The organism is Bacillus sp. TE9106W (assembly GCF_054062215.1).
In genome coordinates this window covers 187,439-209,703 of sequence record NZ_JBSSFA010000007.1, presented here as the reverse complement: position 1 = coordinate 209,703, position 22,265 = coordinate 187,439, and the positions used below count along the sequence as shown (strand labels likewise).

Sequence of the window (22,265 nt, the reverse complement as noted above, 5' to 3'; positions counted from 1 at the left end):
TTGTGTTCGATATATTTGAAAAATCGTTGATATAATTTCATATGCCTAAAAAAAGCAAAGCGATATCGCTTTGCTTTTTACTGTTTTTTCTTAGGTCTACGTACTAACTCGCCGCCGCAGTTTGGACAAACGTTGTGTCTTTCTTCTGTACATGGTGCACAAAATGTACATTCATATACGCAAATGTATGCTTCAGAATCTTGTTCTAGCGATTGATCGCAAATTTGACAGTTTGTTTTCATTTGTAGTGCCATAGTAATTCTCCTTTTTGTTTGAATTTTTATAATTTAATTATAATTCATTGGGTAGAGTTAGTCCTTTTCAATTGAAAGGAAATCGAATGATAAAGTTGTGATTTGAAATGAAAGATGCTTGTTTATTTTTAAATTGATTATTTTGTGCAGTTAGAATATTATGAAATAGTCAAAAGACAACAGGGGGTATACATTTTGACTAATCATAGCGAATATTTAAAAGCAAACTGCGAAAAATGCTTCGGTCTATGTTGCGTTGCATTACCGTTTGCAGCATCGGTAGATTTTGCAGTGAATAAAGATGGTGGTAAACCATGTTCCAATTTACAATCAGATTTTAAATGCAGTATACATAAAAACCTTAGAGGAAAAGGTTATAAAGGCTGTACAGTATTTGAATGTTTTGGCGCTGGACAGAAAATTTCTCAAGTTACGTTTAACGGGATTGATTGGCGGAAAGAGGCTAAGCATGCGAGAAAAATGTATGATGCTTTTCCGGTTATGCATCAGTTGCATGAAATGCTTTGGTATTTGAATGAGGCGATTCTTTTAAAGGCAACACAGCCAATTCATAAAGAGCTGAAGACCGCAATTGAGGAGACAGAGCGACTTTCGAATTTAAATCCAGATGAGTTAATGAAAATAAATGTTCCATTACACAGAGCGGAAGTGAACATTCTTCTTTTAGAAACGAGCGAACTAGTATGGAAAGAAATGAATACTGCGCGTAAAAAACGAATCATTCACCGCGGAGCAGATCTTATGGGAGCAAATTTGAAAAAGAAAAATTTACAAGGGGCGAATTTAAGAGGAGCATATTTAATTGCGGCAAACTTAAATGGAGCAGACTTACGAGGGGCGGATCTCATTGGAGCAGATTTACGAGATGCAGATATTCGTGGGGCGGATTTTACAAATAGTATTTTTCTGACGCAAGTTCAAGTTAATGCGGCAAGAGGGGACAAACATACGAAATTACCGAAATTATTGTCCCGTCCGTCGCATTGGAGTGCGTAAAGAGTGTATACGAACAGGCAGAGATTAAGAATCTCTGCCTGCTTTTTATTTCTTTTCAAAAGTAGTAATTAAAACGCTACATATAATAAGAATACCACCAATAAAAAAGTTACTACTCAATGTCTCGTTTAAGAGTAACCAACCAAGCAACGATCCGACGATAGGCTGGAAGAAGAAAAATAACGAGCCGATGCTTGCGTCCATTAATTCTAATCCTTTATTCCAAAGGAAAAAGGCACCTGCTGTTGAGACGATTCCTAAATAAAGTACGCCTAATAGTACGTACATATTCATATGTTCAATTGGGGTTGATTGGAATTCCCATACCATAAAAGGTGTAATAAAAAAGAGTGAAAAGAATATAGCGTACGTTGTAATCACTAAAGATGAAAATTTGGCTGAAGCAATTTTTACATAAATAGATAGTAAAGCCCACGTAATAGCTGCCCCAACTAATATGATTGTACCGATAAAATAGGAGCCAATTTCAATATCCCATCCGATTACGATAATGACACCGATTGTCGCTATGATAGTAGATAAAAGTCTACGAGCGGTTAGTTTTTCTTTTAAAATGATCGCTGCAAATATAACGATAAATGCAGGTGTAGCTGATGTTACTAAAGAGCCTGTATGGGCGTCGGATAATTTTGTTCCGATAAATTGACAAGTGATCGAAATGAAATATCCGATAAATCCAATCCAAGCGAATAGGAGCCAATCTTGTTTGTGAATGGTTACTTTTTTCTTTTGTTTTTTCTCAGCTATTTTCAAAATGCCATATAAAACAACAAAAGCAATGATAAAGCGTAGCCAAACGAGTGTTAGTGGTGGGATAAAGTCGAGTACATATTTGCTAACAACATACATACCGCCCCATATACTTGCTGCTAGTGATAAACATATAGCTCCTAAAATTGTTTGTTTCATTTGAAGTACCTCCGTCTATTTTTAGGGTATTATGGGTTCCCTAAGACGAGGCATGGTACACGTGTTATATGATTGCCCGTCTTAGTTTATAGACGGCCTACAGGTTGATCATTTTCGAATGAAGTGTTGTAGTACATGCGTGCATTCCTCCTTCATATTTTATAATGATATTATAACTCAATTTTCAGTTTAGTAGGAATTTTATTGTGCAGAGTTGATTTTTAGAAAATGGGAGAGCATGTGATTTCATGAATATATTTCGTTAGCACGTCGCATTATAAAATTATTAATCTATTTATTCAGTTAGTTAAAATAATAGTTTGTAAGCGAAAGAAAACATATGTAATTTTGTGTAAATTATGAACAATAAACTGTCACGTTTGACTGTACAGTTTATGTATTGTATGATGTTAGTAATATAAACAAGGGGGGAAGATCGTTGGGAAGGTGTATCGAATCGGACAGTTGGCTCTCATGGCTCACGTGTCGAAACGAACGATTGATTATTATACGAATCTAGGTATCTTAAAAGCGGAGCGATCTCAATCTAATTATCGCTATTACGACGAAACAGCATTTGAGACATTACAATTTATTGAGAAGTGCAAAGAAATGCATATGCCGCTTTGTGAGATTAAAGAGAAAATCGAGGAGAAGAAGAAGCTGCTCGGTATCAATGAACACGTTTCGAAACAAGTGAATGAAGTGACAGACCATATTCATCGATTAGAAGTAGAGCTAACGGAATTAAAGCCGCTTTTAGATGGATTGACTGATTCACAACGTGAAAAAATATCGAAATCTTTATCAGGTCAAACGACAGCTTTAATACAGACACTTGCTCTATTATTATAGAACAAGTGAAATCCGACCTCTTTAATTTTTGTATCGGGCTATGTTTTCTAAGAAAGAAATAAGAAAACATTATAGTATACAGGAGGTGGACACCTTAGTTTTTTAACTAAGGGGATTCATTGGAAATATTTAATTTAGTCATGGTTGCGATTTTAATCGCATTTACTGGATTTTTCGTAGCAGCTGAGTTTGCGATTGTAAAAGTACGTTCAAGTCGTATTGATCAGCTTGTTGCAGAAGGAAAACGCGGTGCTTTAGCAGCGAAAAAGGTAACAACAAATTTAGATGAATATTTATCTGCTTGTCAATTAGGTATTACAGTTACAGCTATGGGATTAGGTTGGTTAGGTGAACCGACAATTGAAAAGTTATTACACCCGTTATTTGAGAAATGGAACTTAAACCCTTCTATTTCATCAGTATTAACATTTGGTCTTGCTTTTATGTTAATGACGTATTTACACGTTGTAGTAGGGGAATTAGCTCCTAAAACGATGGCAATTCAAAAGGCTGAAAAAGTAACATTATTATTTGCAGCTCCACTAATGATGTTCTATAAAGTGATGTATCCATTTATTTGGGTATTAAATGGTTCAGCTCGTGTGATAACTGGTTTATTCGGTTTAAAACCGGCTTCTGAACATGAAGTAGCTCATACAGAGGAAGAGTTACGCCTTATTCTTTCAGATAGCTATGAAAGTGGCGAAATTAATCAAGCTGAATACAAGTATGTAAATAACATTTTTGAATTTGATAATCGTATTGCAAAAGAGATTATGGTACCGCGAACAGAAATCGTTGGTTTCTACCTGGAAGATTCAGTAGAAGAACACATGAAAGTAATCCAAAATGAGCGATACACACGTTATCCGATTTTTGGGGAAGATAAAGATGATATTATCGGTATGGTCAACGTAAAAGATTTCTTTATTCGATATATGACCGAGGATCAAAAAGATTTATCATCCATTCGCTCGTATATGCGTCCGATTATTGAAGTGATGGAAACGACTCCAATTCACGATTTATTACTTCAAATGCAGAAGAAGCGAATTCCGATGGCTGTTTTATATGATGAGTACGGAGGAACAGCTGGAATTGTAACGCTTGAGGACATCTTGGAGGAAATCGTCGGCGAAATTCGTGATGAATATGATGAGGATGAAGCACCACCAATCCAACATGTGAACGAGCAACATATCATTGTTGATGGAAAAGTGCTTATCTCAGAAGTGAAAGATTTATTTGGATTACACATTGAAGAAGATGATGTGGATACAATCGGTGGATGGATTATGATGCAAAATCATGAAATCGAAGAAGGACAACACGTTGAGGCGGAAGGTTATGAATTTAAAGTGTTAGAAAAAGATGCTTACCAAATTAAACGTGTTGAAATTCGTAAGATGGAAGAGGAACAAGAAGAAGAAAAAGCAGCAACTGTGTAAGTTGCTGCTTTTCTTCTAAAGTATAAAAAATGAGAAATTAGGAGCGGATATTTTGATTCAAGCAGCCTTACGTGTATATCGATTACAATTGTATGTGATCTTTAGTGGTTTACTACTTATGTGGACGATTACTCCGTTTGGAAAACAAGTAACAGGGTTTGGGATCGGATTAGCTGTAAGTGCATATTGCCTTTGGTTATTAGCTCGTAGAGTGGAGAAACTTGGGAAAAGTATTGTAATGAAGGAAAAGGCTCCAGGATTAGGAGTTTTAAACCGATTTGCAGCTGCCATTTTAGGAGCTATCATCATGTATGAAATTGAGCATGAAATGGAAATGTGGGCGTTTGGTACAGGCATTTTAGGTGGTCACTTTTTAATGATTGCGAATTTAGCTTATGCAAATATGCAGTTAGTGAAAGAAGAAGAGAAGCAAAGGGAACATGCTTCGAAAAACATAGAGCGATGATGAAAGGGACCTAATGGGGTTCCTTTTTTAGTTTAGCGATATGATACAAGTAATTAAATTAACGACAAATATAATACGCTTCTTTTTTACGTTTTTCAATAGCATGAAAAATAATAAAAAAAAATTAAAAAACCCATCGATTTCTTAAGGTTATGTATGTTATCATGACAAAAGACTTTTTGAAAGAGGTGGATATCAATGTTACAAGCGCTACTTATTTTTGTGCTTCAAATTATTTACGTTCCCATTTTAACAATTCGTACGATTTTGCTTGTAAAGAATCAAACAAGATCCGCTGCTGGCGTAGGATTGTTAGAAGGAGCTATTTACATTGTCAGTTTAGGTATTGTGTTTCAAGATTTATCAAATTGGATGAACATCGTTGCCTATGTCATTGGCTTTAGTGCGGGACTGTTATTAGGCGGTTATATAGAGAATAAATTAGCAATTGGTTATATTACGTATCAAGTTAGTTTACTAGACCGTTGTAATGAATTAGTAGATGAATTACGTCACTCTGGATTTGGCGTTACTGTATTTGAAGGCGAAGGTATTAATTCTATACGTTATCGATTAGATATCGTTGCAAAGCGTTCTAGAGAAAAAGAACTGTTAGAAATTATTAATGAAATTGCACCGAAAGCGTTCATGTCTTCTTATGAAATCCGCTCATTTAAAGGTGGATATTTAACGAAGGCGATGAAGAAAAGAGCATTAATGAAAAAGAAAGATGAACATGCATCGTAAAGAAAAGAGAGTAGTGTATTTTTAAAAGCTCCCATATGTAAAAGAGAGGAATCTACATCAAAATAGATTCCTCTCTTTTTTATTGTTAATTGAAAAACTAAATCGTATAATTATTTTTTCTACTCATCCTCAAATTAATGATTAGCCATATAACTTGAAAAAATACCGGTATGATAAACGCGATTAATATAACGATAAGTGATATGGATTTAATTTCGGGTGTTTGAATGACACCGGCACCATCAACATCTCGTAGCCAAATAATAGCTGCCCATATTCCAAAAACGATAATCCAAAATATGTTACCAATCCACCAAGAAATCCATCGTTTTTTCATGTTAGCACCCCTTACATTTATCCACTGTTAAAAGTATATTTTCGTTCGTTACATTTATAATGAAACAACTTTAAAATTAGTTTTTAACCGTATATCTAACTTGTTTGAAGGTAACTATTTCTCCATCATCATTATCATCTTTCGTTTGTAAAAGTTGAACTTTTGGTTTGTAGTCCGTCCTATGAGCGTGTTCAATATCTTTAATGTTAAGCTTGTAGGATTCATCATTCTTTAGCTTTTGTTCCAATACTTTTTTATTCGCAACATAAATAAAAGTCACTTTATTTTCATCAATACCTTCAGTCTTAATTTCTAATTCATTATCTTTTGTTGTAATCGTTGGTGTTAATAATTCCATACTACCGTTTCCAGTTTCTAAAGAATTTTCTGCTATAGTTGAACATCCTGATAAAATGATTCCGGTGAATAGAAGAACAGCTAATTTCTGTTTCATAACATCCCTCAATTCCATGTGATTTTTGATGTTGGTATTGCTAGATTACTAGTGTGGGGCGAAAATATTTAGTTAGTACTGTTTTTTATTGTACCATAATATGTAAATTATAGCAGGCTGTATATTCAATTTACCGGAGACTGAAAAATTTACTGATTGTTGTAAATTCGTGTATTTTTAATCGGAATGTAGACAGGAGAAAGAATTTTTTATGGAAATTACAATTTTTACATTTTACAATAATGATAGGAAATAGATGAATTCATTCACTTCGGAGGTAGTTATTTGAACATTAATGAGAAGGCAATTGAAATGTTTGAACAAAATAAATATGAGGAAGCAATGGAACTGTTTCACCGAGCAGTACATGAATCTAGAGACGTACAATCTCTCAATAATCTTGCTTGGATGTACTTTTACGAGGAAGAGAATGATGAGAAAGCTCTTGAATTAATAGGAGAAGTTGTTAAGTTGAACCCTTCTTCATACTTTCCTTATAACATCTTAGGGGACATTTACATGAAACAAAAAAAGTGGGAAGAAGCGAAAGAAGCATTCCAAAAATCTATTTCGATTCAACCATCCGATGAAGCATATCACAATGTAGCTGTAGCTCATTATAATCTTGGAGAGCTGGAAGAAGCTTCGGAATTTTTCTTGCGAGTTGCAGGGGATTCGGATTATATCATGTATAGCTATGTAAAATGTTTAATTGATTTAGGGCGAACGACAGAAGCGAAAGAGAAGTTAGATGCTTTTAACAGGAAATCTGATAATTTTTTAGGAGAAATGATGGTAGCAGATTTATATGTTGAGTTGAATTGCTATAAAGAAGCAATTGAATGGTTCGAAAAGGGATACAAAGAATGTTGGAAAAGTCCCAATTGGATTGGTAGATTTGTTTATGCTCTATATAAAGTGAATAATTCCTCGCGTATACATGAAGTTATACAGGAATCTATCGAAGCAAAAACAGCAGAAATAGAAGATGTCGAGAATGAAGAAGTAGAAGAAAATTGGACAGAGAACGATAAGAAAGAGTTAATTGAGGAATATACAAAAGAGAATAATTACTATAAAACAATAATAGGACGTATTAAATCTGGATATGTTCCAGACTTAGAATTTGAAACGGATTATATAGGGGGGTGCTATTTATTTGGTTGTAAAAGACATAATCATCTTGAATATGAACAATAAAAAGATTCGACTGTCAAATATGATGGTCGAATCTTTTTCGTTATAGGTCGCTTGTATTACATAGGTATATATCTATCCTCTTTAGAGTCCACTTTTTTTATATTCAAAATATGTAGTGAAATAAAACCAGTAAGCCCTATTCCGCCAAAAATAAGCCATGGTGTATACATTTGGTTTAAATTTGATGTAAACCATGTACCGATATAGTTACCGATGATAAAACCAAATGCGAGTGATAGTTGATAAAATCCGAAGTAAGTAGCTGTATATGATTCATTACTGTAATTTGCAGTGGCGATATCAGCGTTAGGTAATACGAGTGTTTCACCGATTGTAAAGAAAATTACACAAATAAATAGCCAATATGGGTGTTGAAATAAAGGAATGAGTAAAAAGGAAATACTCATTAATAAAACACCGTATTTAATAAAGGAAAGGGTGTTGTATTTGAGAAAGGGTTTTCGAAATAACACCATAAATATGACGCCTGTTATTGCATTTATCGTAATGACTAATGTAGCAAGTTGATTGCTATTACTAATGTTTTTCATATGAAGTGGAAGTGCGACGGTAAGCTGTGTAAACATAATATAGAAGAAAATCATGATAAATGAAAACAGAAGGAAAGACTTGTTTTGTAAGATGGCCTGTATTCCTAATGTAATAGACGTGTTTTCAGTAGTGACTTGGAAGTGGTTTTTAAGTAAGTAAAAGATTAAAGCAAATATCAGCATAAGAGATCCTGTTAGAGAGAAAGCATAGAGTGGATCGAGTAAGAGTAAGAACCCTCCTGCAATTGGTCCGATTATTGCACCACAATTAAAGCTAAGGTTTAAATATGTAAATAAATTTTTTCTTGTATGAGCTGGTTGTGATCCAAATATAGCGCGAGCAGCAGGTTCGTAAAATGCAGTTCCGAAGCCAATAAGTGCAGAAGAAATAGAAATTGTATAGAAATCAGAACATATTCCCAAAGCGATAAATCCGATTCCTCTTAAAAATAATCCGGCTATAATCATAATGATATAGCCTATTTTGTCAGCAATTAATCCTGAAAATAAAGGGATAACTCGTGATGTAATTATCATAACCGTCAACACTGTTCCTACTTGAAAAGCTGAAAAATGGAGAAAGGTTAATAGATAAATAGCTAAAAATGCGTATACTGCAAAATACCCAAAAGACATAAAAAATGAAGAAATAAGCATGAAACGTATCGGTGTTGAGAAACTTTTCATAGAAATCCTCCTAATATTGTAACCAGTAAAATTATTTGATGGTTAACTATTTTATATTATAATTATACATAAAGTCAGAAAAAAGTAAATTTTAAGAAGAAGGTGGATGAAATTGAATCAAAATGCACCAAATGAATTAGAGTATATTCGAGAGTTTTTAAATACATGGAGAATACCAAACGATACGAGAGAGCCAATTGATTTGCTGCAAACAGAAGAGGATATAAAGCTCTTTATGAAAGAATATTTTCATGAAGAGCTTCCATTTCATACGATAGAAGAATTAAAAAGTTTTCGAGAAGATATTCGGATGACAATTGAAGGAGAAGGATCGTTGCAAAAATGGTTAGAGAAATACCCATTTCATGTACATATAAAGGAAGATATGAAAGGTATTATATATGAACCAGTATACGAAGAGAATGTGTATACAAAAATATTAAGCATTGTGTTTATCTCGATTCAAGAAAGTTTGTGGGGAAGGTTAAAAGCATGTCCAGATTGTCGCTGGGTATTTTACGACCATTCGCGAAATGGAAGCAAAAGATGGTGCGGTATGTATGCTGGAGAAGAAGGAGGAAGAGCGTGCGGTACAATTGCAAAAGTGAAAAATTATCGAGCGAAGAGAAAAGGAAGAACGGGTTATAATGTGTAATTAATAGTAGGGGAAGAAAATGGATGGGGGAATGTAGAATATGAAAGGTACACAAATGTTAGCTTTAAATAAAAAGTGTTGGGATACAGTTGCACCTTATTTCTTTCAAGTGGACTGTTTACCGAAATATGGCCCGTATACAGCGTCTGAAGATGAGATTCATTTGTTCGATTTAATCAGAAATAAAAAGGTTCTTGATATTGGATGTGGAAGTGGGCATTCGTTGCAATATATGGCGGAACATGGTGCAGAAGAATTGTGGGGACTTGATCTTTCGAGCACACAAATTGAAACGGCACATGAAACGTTACAGTCATGGAATCCAAAGTTAATATGTGGAGCAATGGAAGAGGAAAGGGGTATTCCGAAAGGGTATTTTGACATAGTATACTCTATCTATGCATTAGGTTGGACTTCAGATTTAAGAAAAACGTTGGAATTAATTTATTCTTATGTAAAGCCAGGAGGAAGCTTTATTTTTAGTTGGGAGCATCCCGTATATTCAAACTTAATGTATGGAACAGAGGAGATTGCTTTCAGCTCGTCTTATCATGAAGAAACTCCTATTATGTTTGAAACATTTAAAGGGGAGGATGTACAAGCGACATTATATAAACGAAAAATGAGTACATACATAAATGAGTTAAATAGAGTTGGTTTTACAATTGAGAGGATTGAAGAGCCTGAACCATCGAGCTCGTTTGATGAAGAACTAGCTGAGCCGTCTACGAAATATTATTCGTTACATAAAGCTAGGATGGTGCCGACTACTTTTATTATTAAGGCAAGAAAATGAAAAATACAGCGTACGCTTTTTTCAGTGTACGCTGTATTTTATTAAAGGTTAGTACTTATCTTTTCGGTTGAAAAATATGTTGAAAGAAGTATTTGTGATGTAAGTTATCTACAATTTTATTTGCTTGATATGTGCGATGTTGCTCGAGTCGGAGTCTTTGCTCCATCATTTTGATTGCGTGATCAGATAAACGTAACATAATACATATCCCCTTTTCTATAAATATAGGTGACTATTTGGTATCGATCCCATATTTATAACTAAGGAGGCAAAATGTGTAGCATAGGCAAAAAGCACCTTCCTCTCCCATTACGCTTACGAGGTTAGCTGTCGGACTCGGGAAGTGAGAGTTCCCTACTTAAAAAAGATTCGCCCCAAGTAGCATAGCTACAAAAGTGGTTCCCCCGCTCCAAAATTTGGACTCAGCAAAAGGTTTTATAGAGTAAAAGATAACATAAATAATCAGGTTAGTCAAACTATTTATTGTTTTCTGTCTTTTTTAGCGAGGTTAAAATCACACCATCAGGCAATACGATATTTTGTACTTCGATAAAGCCATGTTTTTTATATAAAGACAAAGCAGGTATATTTTCTTTCCCTGTTTGTACAATATATGTTTTCGAAGAGGAGAACATGTCAAATATATATAGTAATAGCTTCGTCGCAATTCCTTTATGGAAATGATTAGGGGATACGACTAAACGATGAATATCCACTTCTTCTTCATCTATTTTAAAAGAAATAAAACCAGCAAGTGTATCTTCATAAAAATAGCCGTAGAAAATTTCATCACATGATTGAATATCGGCTATAGTATCATAAAGTCGAGGGATAGCTGTACTATTTATATATTTTGCCTCGATTTTATAAGCGGGTATTTGAATGTTTAAAATAGAAGTAGCGGTTCTGTGAGAAGTTGTTACTAATTTTTGAATCATAGGGTAAAACCTCCTTTTAGACTTTCTTTTCATAGATTTGACAACATTTTTCTTTTTTGGATATAATAATTATAATAGCTACATAATCATTTAGTATGAAAAAGAATTACACTATAATAGAAATGGAGGACTAAAGATGGGATGGATTATCACATTAATAGTTGGTGCTATTATAGGTGCAATTGCTAGTTCTATAACGGGTAAAAATTTTCCAGGTGGTATGTTCGGCAATATAATTGCAGGTTTATTAGGTGCTTCGTTAGGTGGTAAGTTATTTGGATCCTTTGGGCCATCATTTGGTGGGATTCATGTCGTGCCAGCATTATTAGGAGCAATCGTGTTAATTTTTATTGTATCATTTGTAGTGAAAGCTGCAAAGAAATAGATATATAGATTATGATGAAAAGCCCTGAATAAGGGCTTTTCATCATTCGAAGAGGTGGTTTCGTTGGAGAAAATAAATATAAGAAAAAGAGATAAGCTGAAAAAGTTTTTTAGAGAACACAATTATTTAGCAGTGTTACTTGGGTTTGCACTATTGTTCATTAATATTTTACTACTAACAAAAATATCATTTGTTTTTACACCGTTTATCGTCTTTTTAAAAACAATTTTCTTCCCGGTATTATTAGCGGGCGTACTATTTTACATTTTGCATCCATTCGTTTCGCTTTTAGAAAAGAAAGGTGTTTCAAGAATCGTATCGATAGCTTCGATATACTTAATCGTAATTGGATTATTTGTGTTTTTAGTTTTAACGGTTATTCCAATTATTAAAGATCAAATTGATGCATTAATAGATAACTTACCGTATTTCGGTCATGAAATTGAACGAGCAGCACGTAGATTTGGGGAAAGTAATTTACTAGGGAAAATTCAGGAGAATTTAAATATTGATGTAGCGAGTATGGTAAAAGACTACACAGTTGATTTTACGAAGTCGTTATCATCAGTAACTGGTAATGTAACTGGATTTTTAAGCACTGTAACAGAGGTCGTTTTAACGTTTGTAATGGTTCCGTTTATATTGTTCTATCTTTTAAAAGATGGTGAGCAATTACCGAATCATTTCTTAAAGTTTATTTCAGAACAAAGACAACCAGCGGCAATGAGAATACTAGATGAGATGCATTATGCGATTAGTTCGTATATTAGAGGACAAATTATCGTTAGCTTATTTATCGGTATTATGCTATTAATTGGTTACCTTATTATCGGTATTAAATATGCGGTACTACTCGCTATTTTAGCGATGATTGTAAATATCGTTCCGTACGTAGGACCAATTATCGCAATTACACCAGCGTTAATTATCGCATTTATTGATTCGCCAGGGATGGTTTTAAAGGTAATTATCGTAATGATGGTAGTACAATTAGCAGAAGGTAAATTTATTTCTCCGCAAGTCATGGGGAAAAAGCTAGATATTCACCCAATTACAATCATTTTTATTATTTTAACTGCCGGAAATTTATTTGGAATTATGGGCATTATTTTAGCAATTCCAGGATATGCGATATTAAAAGTGTTAGTTACGCATGGTTATCGATTTGTTAAGTTAAATACGTAGGAAAAAGAGCTAAAACAGTATTATCTGTTTTAGCTCTTTTTTATTAACAATTGATTTGCATATTGGCGTGCCCATTGATCCGCTTCTAATATAGCATCTAGTGAAGGATCTTTTACGTTATGATGGGCTTCAACTGTTTTGTAAATTGTTTTTTCAATATCGAAAAAGGCAATTTCATTTTTTAAGAATAGTGCATTCGCAATTTCATTAGCTGCGTTTAATACAGCAGGAGTAGTACCACCAATTTTGCCACATTCATATGCGTATTGTAGACAAGGAAACTTCTCTAAATTTGGTTTTTCAAAATGTAAACTACCGATTTCTAATAAATTTAATTTTTCATAGGAAGAAGGTAGCCGAGTAGGGTAGTGAAACGCATATTGAATCGGCATCCTCATATCAGGAGCACCGAGCTGTGCTATAACTGATCCATCGATAAATTCTACTAAAGAATGAATAATACTTTCTTTATGAATCATTACATCAATTTTTTCATAAGGAATATCAAATAACCATCTCGCTTCCATTACTTCAAATCCTTTATTCATTAACGTGGCAGAATCAATCGTTAGTTTTGCCCCCATTAACCAGTTTGGGTGCTTTAAAGCATCTTTTGCTTGTAGAGTTTTCATTTCTTCACGTGTTTTATCACGGAATGCACCGCCAGAAGCTGTAACGATTAATTTGTCAATTTCTTTATTATTTTCTCCGTTTAAACATTGGAAAATAGCTGAATGTTCGCTATCGACTGGAATTAAACGACATCCGTTTTGTTTGGCCAGTTCAGTTACAATATGACCAGCTGCAACTAACGTTTCTTTATTAGCGATGGCAATATCTTTCTTCGCTTTTAATGCTTCAATTGTTGGGAGTAATCCTGAAACACCAACGACGGAACTTAATACAAGATTTGAATTAGGGTGAGTAGCTACTGCAATTAAGCCATCTGTTCCGTATGTGATTTTTGTGTTGGTTGAAATACGCGTACGAAGCGTGTCTGCTAATTCTTTTGTCGCGACGCTTACAATGCGAGGTTGAAACGTTTTGATTTGTTGTTCAAGAAGCTCGATATTATAATTTGCGGTTAAACCGACGATTTTAAAATGTTCGGGATGAGCTGAAACGACATCTAATGCCGATGTGCCGATGGATCCTGTTGAACCTAAAATGGATATATATTTTACCATGAAAAAACCTCCAAAGTTGTTTCGAGTATTTCTGCAAACCTATATAGTATTAGACAATTGAAGTGGAAATTCCTGCTAAATAAAATAGAAAATTCGGGTTTGTTTGGAAGTGAAATGTGATAAACTGTAAAAAATAACGAAAAGCGATGAAAGAGAAGAGTACATATTCAAAACTTTTTAGAGAGCTGATGTGTGGTGGAAATCAGTAAGGGATGAATATGGAATGGGCTCTGGAGCTTCTAACTGAAATGAGTAAGTAAAGACGGTTGCTTCACGTTAAGAAGTTGAAGTGAGCTATAATGATAGCTAATTAAGGTGGTACCGCAGGAGTCTCTCGTCCTTTTTTAAGGATGAGGGGCTCTTTTTATTTTGAGAAAGGAGGAGTTAGGATGAGTGACAAAATAATGTTAACAGGAATTAAGCCGACAGGTTATCCGCATTTAGGAAATTATATTGGTGCAATTAAACCTGCGTTGCAAATGTCAAAGAAGAATGAAGGAAAAGCATTGTATTTTATAGCAGATTATCACGCGTTAAATGCTGTGCATGATCCGGGGCAGTTTAGTAGTTATACGAAAGAGGTAGCTGCTACTTGGTTATCGCTTGGACTTGGAGAAGATGTTATTCTTTACCGACAAACAGAAGTGCCGGAGATTCTAGAATTAGCTTGGATATTAGCTTGCCTAACTCCGAAAGGGCTTATGAACCGTGCTCATGCGTATAAAGCGAAGGTGGAGCAAAATAAAGAAGCGGGTTTAGAGGTCGATGCAGGAGTGAATATGGGATTATATACGTATCCGATCTTAATGGCAGCTGACATATTGCTATTTCAGGCTACGCATGTGCCAGTCGGAAAAGACCAAATTCAGCATATTGAAATTGCGCGTGATATTGCCACGTATTTTAACCATACATTCGGCATGACATTTACACTTCCAGAGTATGTCATACAAGAAGAAGGCGCAATATTACCAGGGCTTGATGGAAGAAAGATGAGTAAAAGTTATGGGAATGTAATCCCATTATTTGCAGAGCAAGAAAAACTACGAAAGTTAATATTTAAAATCAAAACAGATTCTTCACTTCCAAATGAACCGAAAGAATTAGAAACGTTATTTACGATTTATAAAGAATTTGCGACAGAGGATGAAATGCATTCGTTACGTGAAAAATATGAAACTGGCATTGGATGGGGCGATGTGAAGAAAGAGTTGTTTCGCGTTGTAGATCGTGAGTTAGCTGGACCTCGTGAGAAATATGCAATGTATATGAATGAACCGAATTTATTATATGAAGCGTTGGAAAAAGGTGCTGAACGGGCAAGAGAAATCGCGAAGGCAAATTTGGTGGGAATTAAAAAACGGATTGGATTTGAGAGGGGACGCTGAGCGTTCCCTTATTTTTTTAAAAAATCGAACGAAATTTCAATTTGTTACCAATATAGATTGAGGGAGGGATAAAAATGGTTACAATTCTCGAATTAAAAATGTTGCTCGTTCAAATAGGAACAGAAATTGTACCACCTAGTAATTTAAAAGAAAAAATTTTAATTCAGGTTAATTTGGTGGAGGGAATAAAACTTAATAATGTTGAGGTGAATAATGATGAGTGAAGTTGTGTTAGCAGTTCAAGATTTAAGTAAAACATATGAGAGTGTAGATACAAATGTTAGGGCGTTACAAAATGTATCTTTGGAGTTAAATAAAGGAGAACTCCTTGCCATAATGGGAACGAGTGGATCTGGAAAGAGTACATTATTAAACATTCTTGGTGCTCTAGATAAGCCTGATGAGGGGGTTATCTATGTAAATGGTGAAGTGCCTGAAAATATGTTCATTGAACCGTATGCGACAGAGTATAGAAGGGATAACATAGGATTTATATTCCAGTCATTTCATTTATTAAAGGATTTATCTGTAGAAGAAAATATTGCGTTACCCCTCATATTATCAGCTAATTCAGAAGAGGAGATACGAGAAAAAACAAATAAAATATTAGATGTTCTTGGTTTAGTAAATTGGAGAAATCATCGACCAGTTCAGCTTTCTGGGGGACAACAACAACGTGTTGCAATTGGTAGGGCGTTAATAACATCTCCTCCAATTGTTCTTGCAGATGAACCTACTGGAAATTTAGATTTCAATACGTCTAATGATATTTTACGAGTACTAGTCGATATGAAACAAAAATTTAATCAAAGTATGATTCTTGTTACTCATGATCCCCACATTGCTACGTACGCAGATCGGGTTCTCTTCTTTCATAATGGAGAAGTTGTTGATGATTATACGTGTTCTCATGGAGTAAATGATATGAATATTATTTTAGATAAATTCAAAAAATTAATGGAGAAATCAAAATGATAAAATCAGTACGAGGATTAAGTTTACGCTTTTTTAAGACGAATAAATTCACTGCTATTTCCTCTATAGTTAGCGTTATGTTGGCTGTTTCTCTAATTGTTACGATGATTGTATTTTCGAGTCATGCGAAACAGTCTGTTATAAATGAAGTGAAAAATGTATACGGAGATATGGATTTATCTGTCGGATATAACCCTAATCAAAATAAGTTGATGGATAAATCTTTACTACAAAATATTAAGGAACAAGAAAATGTTGAATACATGTCAAAAGTATTAGTAAATCATTTGCAAGTAAATAAATTGAATACAGCTATTTATACAGTAGGTGTTCAAAACGATTCATTATCTAAAAGTCGATATCACTTTTCTAAAAATCTATCAAATGAGGAAGTAACATTAAATGATGGATTAGCAGAAACTTTACAAGTAAAAGTTGGGGAAAAGATTGAAATCGAAAATAAATCATATGTAGTAAAAGAAGTGTTGCCTGATATAGAAGCTGTAGGTTCAGCTCCAGATATACTTATTTTATCTGAAGGTGCGATGAAACAGCACGTATATGAAAAAACGGGTAAACACAATGAAGCTACTTATTTGTTAATAAAAGCAAAAGAGAATGCAGATGTACTAGCATTGTCTAGTGAAATTCATAAAATAGACAAAGAATTAAGAATCGATATTGCGGAGGAAGACGAGTTTTTAAAAAGTAACTTAGCGTCATTACATATTTTTATAATCGTTTTATCTACATTAATACTTATTATTACTGCGTTATTGTTGGTGTCTAATTTTGAAGTGTTTTTATATAAATATAAAAGTCAATTTGCTATTATGCGATCAATGGGAGCAACAACGAAACAAATGTTTAAAGTTATATTTATTCAATGTAGTGTAATCAATTTCTTTGGTGGAATATTAGGTTTGTTACTAGCTGTAATAAGTAACCGTTTTTTACAAAGTTGGCTAGAGCATTTATTTGCTTTTCAAATTAATTCAATGAATTTTGACTATAAAATAGCAATTGTAACAGTGATTTTTAGTATCTTTTTTATTGAACTGTTTATGTTATATCCGTCATACAGAAGTTCGAAAATATTGCCAGTAAAGCTTATGCGGGAGAATGAAGAATCCGATTTTTCTAATAAAAAAATACGCAGTATTATGGGGAAATTCCTTTTAATGAGTAGCTTATTTTTAACTGTTTTAGGTGGGTTTGTAGCAAATACGGGAGATACGCAGGCAATAGTGATATTAATAGGAGCTATATTTCTCGTTTTAGGAGTATATATTTTATTTCCGACTTATCTCTCTTCGATATTAATAGCATGTCTACCTATAATGAAAAAAATATTTGGAAGGAATACATTTGTTGCTATTAAAAATGTAATTCCGCAAGTAAGAAAAAATACATTTGTTATCTTAATGATAAGTACAATGATGGTGATAGTTGTCTTCGGGTCCACTATATTTAAAACGATGCAAAAAAATAATGAAAGATATTTACAACGAGAATTTCCAACACATATTGTTGTGGAAAATCGTTTGAATAATGATTCAACAATTTCCTCACCTCATATACAAAATATATTTAAAGAAATAAGTAGTGTAAAAGGAGCTAGTACGATTAGTACGAACTCACTGGCAGAATTAAAGCAAGGTGAAAAATATATTACTTTTGACTATAATTTAGGTGATGTAAAGGAAATGGAAAAGCAAGGATTACTGCCAAAACTACCTGCAAACTTGGAGAATAGTATAATTGTTACAGAAGAGTTAGCGGGGCGATATAAACTTCATGTAGGCGATATCATTCAATTGGGTCTATTTTCAGAACAGGAACAAAAAGTTAGACCGATTGGTAAGGTAGAAGTTGGATTAATTGTTAACGAACTACCAAATTCTCCTTCGGTACTCATGGATTGGAGTAATGTAACATATAAACAAGATTATACAGTTTTTGAGCGTGCATTTATTAGTTCAAATAATGAGAGAGAGACGTTGAAGCAATTAAAGAAAGTGAAAGATCAATATCCACAATTAAAAATAAGTAGTTATACTCAATCATTAAAACAATCTAATTTAATGTTTCAGCAAAGGTGGTCTATTTTCATCGTTGTTATTGTAGTGATTTTGTTTAGTGTGACATTAGGGGTATGTAATACACTTATAAATAATATTCAATCTAAAAGAAAAGAGTTTGCTATTTTACGAGCAATAACAGTTAAGAAAAAAGGGGTTGTACAAATTATTTTGACGCAAGGTAATTTATATGTACTTATTGGAATCGTACTAGGGGCTGTTATAGGAGCATTATTAACCTATATGGTAAGTATAATAGATCGTACACCTTTATTTTTTGATTTCAAACTTATCTTAAGGGTAATAGCGGGGATGTTTGGAATAGTCTTTATTATTTTTATACCTTTTGCTAATAGAATAGGAAAAAGGGACATTGTAGAAGAGTTAAATAAGGATAATAAATAAAAGAGGTTAACCCAAGTTGCTATTCAGCTACTTTTGGGTCAATCTCTCTTTTTATTAAAAGTTGATTTTCATATTGATGTGCTCATTCATAAATGTATAGTGCATTATTTTAGTTAGATGCCACCGAGTAATATCATTAGGTGAAGTAAGGAGTTCGCATTTCTTTTTGAAACTTATTAGTTGCATATATTAAAAAGTATGCTACTATAGGGATACTTTTTAAACTTGTTTAATAAGTATAATTAAAATCACTTATTAAAGGTGTTTAATAAGTGCGGTTCATTCGATAACAAAGGAGATGATTCTATGAAAACAGAAAAAGAAAAGATGTTAGCGGGAGAAATGTATATTGCGGATGACGAAGAATTAGTAGCTGATAGGGTGGAGGCAAAACGTTTAACACGCCTTTATAACGAGGCGATGGAGACGGGAGATGAGAGACGTTTTACGTTATTAAATCAGCTTTTAGGTTCTTCAGCTGATGGGAAAGCCCAAATTAATCCTGATTTTCGTTGTGATTACGGCTACAATATCCATGTTGGAAAGAGCTTTTTCGCAAATTTCAATTGTGTGATTTTAGACGTTTGTGAAGTTCGAATCGGTGATCATTGTATGTTTGCACCTGGTGTTCACATTTATACTGCTACGCATCCTTTACATCCGGTAGAGCGGAATTCTGGTAAAGAATATGGGAAGCCTGTAAAGATTGGTAACAATGTTTGGGTTGGCGGGGGAGCTATTATTAACCCTGGTATTTCAATTGGAGATAACGCTGTAATTGCTTCAGGGGCAGTTGTGACAAAAGATGTACCTAATAATGTAGTAGTTGGAGGTAACCCAGCTAAAGTTATTAAAACGATAGACTTATAGAAATCGTTTTTTATGAGTGCATGAATAAACAGATGTCGTATCGTATAGAAAAGGTGAAAGATGTTTCATATAAAGAAAAATAGTGCGGAAAATCGTACGAAGACATTACTTACTTCTTGAAACGCTCTTTTTCTTATTTGTTTTGCCGGTTTTCTCGTTTGCTGTAAGTTGCTATCATCGGTTATACAGCCTTTTTAGTCGGCTAGGTATACTAGGGGAATCATTCGGAATACGTAATACCTTGTTAGCTGTTTTATTATTTGTTCTCTTATCTGGAATTGTATGAATGCATCAAGCAAAACAGAGAGTGCGTGCAGCGGAAATATATCATCTCAATTGCTTTAGAAAATGATGTATGATATATTGTCAACGCAACTTATTAAAAGGGTTTAATAAGTATGTTGATTAAGGTGGTGAGCGATTTGAGTGAACAGTTTGTTACTCAAAAATCGATTAAAGAGACAATCCTTCGCGGCATTCGTAAAGTTCTTTTAGAGCGAGGTAGTGCAACAAAAGTTGAGCTTAGTAATACATTAGAAATCAGTTTTCCAACGATAAGTAAATTTATAGAAAAAATGAAACAAGATGGTGAAGTCACTTTAGCTGGTTTAGATGATTCAAGTGGTGGAAGAAGAGCGAAACGATATGAATATAATCCAGAATATATGTTAGGTTTAGCGATATTTTTAGAAAAAAATGAGACGAACTATACAATTTTTAACTGTTTAGGGGAAGTAAAAGAACAGGGGAGTACTTCAAGTATGTTAATTGATACGGGCGTAAATGTATTATCTAAACATATTGAAGGTCTTATCGCTACATTCCCGAAAATAAGCTCTATATCAATTGGTGTGCCTGGTTCGGTTGATAATGGTCGTATTTTTTATATTCCTGGATATGAAAAGTTCCAAAATTTTAATTTGAAAAGTCATTTGGAGGAACAGTTTTCTATACCAGTAGTAATCGAAAACGATATGAATGCCGCAGTGCTTGGTTATTATAAAAACACTGGAAACTATGATAATTCCTCTCTTGTATATTTGTATTCAGGTCAAAATGGACCAGGTGCGGGGATTATGGTAAATGGAGACGTCGTACGAGGGAGTACGTTTTTCTCAGGAGAGATATCTTTCGTTCCGCAGTATGATAATAAAAATTTCTTACAAGCTTTGAGAAGTGGAGATTCAAATAATCCAGAGGAATATAATATAGATGCTATTACTCGTTTAATAGCTACATGTATAGCTATTATTAACCCTCATGCCTTTATCTTCTGTGATGATGAAGTGAATCAATTTGTAATAGAGCAAATTGTAAAAAGTTGTCCGCAGTACATTCCGGCGGAACATATTCCGAAAATAACAGTGAGTAATTGGAAAGAAGATTATTTATATGGATTAAAAAGTCTAGGGCTGGATCTTATGATTACGAGAACGAATAAAGAAAATTAAATGTGCTGGCAATGAAGCATTCAATTGTTAGTTGAATAAGATAAAAGAAAAGGTGTCGATTATGAAAATTGAACATGTAGCAATTTGGGTGAATGATTTAGAAGGAATGCGTGATTTTTATAAACAGTACTTTAATGGCGAAGAAAATAGCTTATATCATAATCCGAAAAAGCAGTTTGAATCTTATTTCATAACTTTTGAAGGCGGTGCGCGTCTAGAACTTATGAAGCAGGTAGGGATAGATGATGCATTACAAACACAAACAATAGGATATGCGCATATTGCTTTTTCTGTAGGTAGTAAAGAAAAGGTGAACGAATTAACGAATACATTAAGAGAAGCAGGGTACCCTGTGTTAAACGGCCCACGAACTACAGGGGATGGTTACTATGAAAGTGTAGTAAGTGATCCTGAAGGAAATCAGATTGAGATAACAATCTAACATTTTGTTTACGGTAAACGATAAAAACCTCATTTCGCGTTGTAATGACGAGAAATGAGGTTTTTATATTACTATATAAAATGAAAGGAAGATCCATTTTATTTCACGTATAAATTGAATTGTTGAAACTCATTAATAATCCTCTCAATAATAGGAGGAAGATTACTCGGTAACTTATTCAGTGAGAAGAAGCATAGTTCTTTCGATTCCGTTTGGTCGCATACAAGCTCACCGTTGAATTCTCGGCAAATATAAACAACGAGTACACCGTGTACTTGATCGCCGTTTGGATAGATTTGAAAAAAATCTGGTCCTGAGTATGTACGGAATAGTTCTGGATTTTTGATAATAAGTCCAGTTTCTTCATATACTTCTCGCTTTAAAGCGTCTTCTAACGTTTCGTTATATTCCAAGGCGCCGCCAATAATACCCCAGCGATTAAAGTCGGTGCGGAGCTGCAGCAATATTTCATTGTTTTCATTTACTATAATGGCGTGTGATCCTATTAAAATCAGTGGCTGGTTTCCTACTAAATTTCTCATATCTTCAATATAACCCATA

At 33.9% G+C, this 22,265-nt stretch carries 26 protein-coding genes, 1 pseudogene, 1 riboswitch and 1 other annotated feature; of the genes and pseudogenes, 18 read left to right on the top strand and 9 right to left on the bottom strand.

Annotated features, from left to right (window positions below):
• Positions 1–77: 77 nt before the first annotated feature.
• Entirely contained in the window at positions 78–254 is a 177-nt protein-coding gene (locus ACVWY7_RS15520) for a DUF1272 domain-containing protein (protein ID WP_001207874.1), read from the bottom strand.
• Between the two features lie 195 nt (positions 255–449).
• Here ACVWY7_RS15520 and ACVWY7_RS15515 point away from each other — a divergent pair, with 195 nt between their 5' ends.
• Complete coding sequence (locus tag ACVWY7_RS15515; protein ID WP_000181481.1) at positions 450–1,271, top strand: pentapeptide repeat-containing protein; 822 nt, start codon at positions 450–452, stop codon at positions 1,269–1,271.
• A gap of 45 nt (positions 1,272–1,316) precedes the next feature.
• Here the strand turns inward: ACVWY7_RS15515 and ACVWY7_RS15510 are convergent, their stop codons facing one another.
• On the bottom strand, positions 1,317–2,201 hold the full coding sequence (locus ACVWY7_RS15510; protein WP_000814726.1) for a DMT family transporter: 885 nt from the start codon (positions 2,199–2,201) through the stop codon (positions 1,317–1,319).
• A 447-nt stretch (positions 2,202–2,648) separates the two neighbouring features.
• Between ACVWY7_RS15510 and ACVWY7_RS15505 the strand changes: the two genes are divergently transcribed.
• The 4 genes from ACVWY7_RS15505 (at position 2,649) to ACVWY7_RS15490 (ending at position 5,717) form a co-directional block, all read left to right on the top strand.
• The gene (locus ACVWY7_RS15505; RefSeq protein WP_000285640.1) at positions 2,649–3,056 is read left to right on the top strand and encodes a MerR family transcriptional regulator; all 408 of its coding nucleotides are present in this window, start codon (positions 2,649–2,651) and stop codon (positions 3,054–3,056) included.
• A gap of 119 nt (positions 3,057–3,175) precedes the next feature.
• Positions 3,176–4,504, top strand: a complete 1,329-nt coding sequence (locus ACVWY7_RS15500) for a hemolysin family protein (RefSeq protein WP_000402274.1) — start codon at positions 3,176–3,178, stop codon at positions 4,502–4,504.
• A gap of 52 nt (positions 4,505–4,556) precedes the next feature.
• Positions 4,557–4,970 (top strand): ATP synthase subunit I, encoded by a 414-nt coding sequence (locus ACVWY7_RS15495; RefSeq protein ID WP_000613586.1) that lies wholly within the window; start codon positions 4,557–4,559, stop codon positions 4,968–4,970.
• A gap of 198 nt (positions 4,971–5,168) precedes the next feature.
• On the top strand, positions 5,169–5,717 hold the full coding sequence (locus tag ACVWY7_RS15490; protein WP_000938438.1) for a DUF2179 domain-containing protein: 549 nt from the start codon (positions 5,169–5,171) through the stop codon (positions 5,715–5,717).
• Positions 5,718–5,814: 97 nt separating this feature from the next.
• Here the strand turns inward: ACVWY7_RS15490 and ACVWY7_RS15485 are convergent, their stop codons facing one another.
• Both ACVWY7_RS15485 and ACVWY7_RS15480 read right to left on the bottom strand, forming a co-directional pair.
• The gene (locus ACVWY7_RS15485; protein WP_000747678.1) at positions 5,815–6,054 is read right to left on the bottom strand and encodes a DUF3923 family protein; all 240 of its coding nucleotides are present in this window, start codon (positions 6,052–6,054) and stop codon (positions 5,815–5,817) included.
• 76 nt (positions 6,055–6,130) lie between these two features.
• Positions 6,131–6,526 (bottom strand): hypothetical protein, encoded by a 396-nt coding sequence (locus ACVWY7_RS15480; RefSeq protein WP_105989466.1) that lies wholly within the window; start codon positions 6,524–6,526, stop codon positions 6,131–6,133.
• A gap of 267 nt (positions 6,527–6,793) precedes the next feature.
• Here ACVWY7_RS15480 and ACVWY7_RS15475 point away from each other — a divergent pair, with 267 nt between their 5' ends.
• Positions 6,794–7,708: a tetratricopeptide repeat protein gene (locus ACVWY7_RS15475; RefSeq protein ID WP_001024450.1), complete on the top strand. Its 915-nt coding sequence runs from the start codon at positions 6,794–6,796 to the stop codon at positions 7,706–7,708.
• A gap of 56 nt (positions 7,709–7,764) precedes the next feature.
• On the opposite strand, the gene ACVWY7_RS15470 is transcribed toward ACVWY7_RS15475, so the two are convergent.
• Positions 7,765–8,946, bottom strand: coding sequence for an MDR family MFS transporter (locus tag ACVWY7_RS15470; RefSeq protein WP_456523857.1), 1,182 nt, complete (start codon positions 8,944–8,946; stop codon positions 7,765–7,767).
• 112 nt (positions 8,947–9,058) lie between these two features.
• On the opposite strand from ACVWY7_RS15470, the gene ACVWY7_RS15465 reads away from it, so the two are divergent.
• Positions 9,059–9,601 (top strand): CGNR zinc finger domain-containing protein, encoded by a 543-nt coding sequence (locus tag ACVWY7_RS15465; protein WP_001072936.1) that lies wholly within the window; start codon positions 9,059–9,061, stop codon positions 9,599–9,601.
• Between the two features lie 40 nt (positions 9,602–9,641).
• The gene (locus ACVWY7_RS15460; RefSeq protein WP_000679178.1) at positions 9,642–10,397 is read left to right on the top strand and encodes a class I SAM-dependent methyltransferase; all 756 of its coding nucleotides are present in this window, start codon (positions 9,642–9,644) and stop codon (positions 10,395–10,397) included.
• Positions 10,398–10,452: 55 nt separating this feature from the next.
• Here the strand turns inward: ACVWY7_RS15460 and ACVWY7_RS15455 are convergent, their stop codons facing one another.
• Both ACVWY7_RS15455 and ACVWY7_RS15450 read right to left on the bottom strand, forming a co-directional pair.
• Positions 10,453–10,596, bottom strand: a complete 144-nt coding sequence (locus ACVWY7_RS15455; protein ID WP_000945244.1) for a hypothetical protein — start codon at positions 10,594–10,596, stop codon at positions 10,453–10,455.
• Positions 10,597–10,693: 97 nt separating this feature from the next.
• Positions 10,694–10,835: riboswitch (cyclic di-AMP (ydaO/yuaA leader) on the bottom strand.
• A 38-nt stretch (positions 10,836–10,873) separates the two neighbouring features.
• A complete protein-coding gene (locus ACVWY7_RS15450; RefSeq protein WP_000615133.1) occupies positions 10,874–11,335 on the bottom strand; it encodes a GNAT family N-acetyltransferase in 462 nt (153 codons plus the stop codon).
• Between the two features lie 136 nt (positions 11,336–11,471).
• Here ACVWY7_RS15450 and ACVWY7_RS15445 point away from each other — a divergent pair, with 136 nt between their 5' ends.
• Together ACVWY7_RS15445 and ACVWY7_RS15440 are read left to right on the top strand one after the other, a co-directional pair.
• Positions 11,472–11,720, top strand: coding sequence for a GlsB/YeaQ/YmgE family stress response membrane protein (locus ACVWY7_RS15445; protein ID WP_000539725.1), 249 nt, complete (start codon positions 11,472–11,474; stop codon positions 11,718–11,720).
• A 63-nt stretch (positions 11,721–11,783) separates the two neighbouring features.
• Positions 11,784–12,905: an AI-2E family transporter gene (locus ACVWY7_RS15440; protein WP_000411473.1), complete on the top strand. Its 1,122-nt coding sequence runs from the start codon at positions 11,784–11,786 to the stop codon at positions 12,903–12,905.
• Between the two features lie 29 nt (positions 12,906–12,934).
• Here the strand turns inward: ACVWY7_RS15440 and ACVWY7_RS15435 are convergent, their stop codons facing one another.
• Entirely contained in the window at positions 12,935–14,092 is a 1,158-nt protein-coding gene (locus ACVWY7_RS15435; protein WP_000241806.1) for a 1-deoxy-D-xylulose-5-phosphate reductoisomerase, read from the bottom strand.
• Positions 14,093–14,229: 137 nt separating this feature from the next.
• Positions 14,230–14,437, top strand: a binding site (T-box leader).
• A 44-nt stretch (positions 14,438–14,481) separates the two neighbouring features.
• Here ACVWY7_RS15435 and ACVWY7_RS15430 point away from each other — a divergent pair.
• From ACVWY7_RS15430 to ACVWY7_RS15395, 8 genes and pseudogenes are all read left to right on the top strand, one after another.
• On the top strand, positions 14,482–15,480 hold the full coding sequence (locus ACVWY7_RS15430; RefSeq protein ID WP_001280787.1) for a tryptophan--tRNA ligase: 999 nt from the start codon (positions 14,482–14,484) through the stop codon (positions 15,478–15,480).
• A gap of 74 nt (positions 15,481–15,554) precedes the next feature.
• Complete coding sequence (locus ACVWY7_RS15425) at positions 15,555–15,704, top strand: hypothetical protein (RefSeq protein ID WP_000256359.1); 150 nt, start codon at positions 15,555–15,557, stop codon at positions 15,702–15,704.
• Positions 15,697–16,455 (top strand): ABC transporter ATP-binding protein, encoded by a 759-nt coding sequence (locus ACVWY7_RS15420; RefSeq protein WP_000005815.1) that lies wholly within the window; start codon positions 15,697–15,699, stop codon positions 16,453–16,455. Before ACVWY7_RS15425 ends, ACVWY7_RS15420 begins: the two co-directional genes overlap by 8 nt.
• A complete protein-coding gene (locus tag ACVWY7_RS15415; RefSeq protein WP_212113738.1) occupies positions 16,452–18,941 on the top strand; it encodes an ABC transporter permease in 2,490 nt (829 codons plus the stop codon). The genes ACVWY7_RS15420 and ACVWY7_RS15415 overlap by 4 nt, the downstream gene beginning before the upstream one ends.
• 306 nt (positions 18,942–19,247) lie before the next feature.
• The gene (locus ACVWY7_RS15410) at positions 19,248–19,811 is read left to right on the top strand and encodes a maltose O-acetyltransferase (RefSeq protein ID WP_000845610.1); all 564 of its coding nucleotides are present in this window, start codon (positions 19,248–19,250) and stop codon (positions 19,809–19,811) included.
• A gap of 167 nt (positions 19,812–19,978) precedes the next feature.
• Positions 19,979–20,097, top strand: a pseudogene (locus ACVWY7_RS15405) (MFS transporter); the annotation flags it as partial.
• A gap of 136 nt (positions 20,098–20,233) precedes the next feature.
• Positions 20,234–21,262 carry an ROK family transcriptional regulator gene (locus tag ACVWY7_RS15400; protein ID WP_139242333.1) on the top strand — a complete coding sequence of 343 codons (1,029 nt, stop codon included), beginning with the start codon at positions 20,234–20,236 and terminating at the stop codon, positions 21,260–21,262.
• A 61-nt stretch (positions 21,263–21,323) separates the two neighbouring features.
• The gene (locus tag ACVWY7_RS15395) at positions 21,324–21,704 is read left to right on the top strand and encodes a VOC family protein (protein ID WP_000687564.1); all 381 of its coding nucleotides are present in this window, start codon (positions 21,324–21,326) and stop codon (positions 21,702–21,704) included.
• A 98-nt stretch (positions 21,705–21,802) separates the two neighbouring features.
• Here ACVWY7_RS15395 and ACVWY7_RS15390 read toward each other — a convergent pair whose 3' ends face one another.
• A complete protein-coding gene (locus ACVWY7_RS15390; RefSeq protein ID WP_000540489.1) occupies positions 21,803–22,264 on the bottom strand; it encodes an NUDIX hydrolase in 462 nt (153 codons plus the stop codon).
• Between the last annotated feature and the right edge of the window lies 1 nt (position 22,265).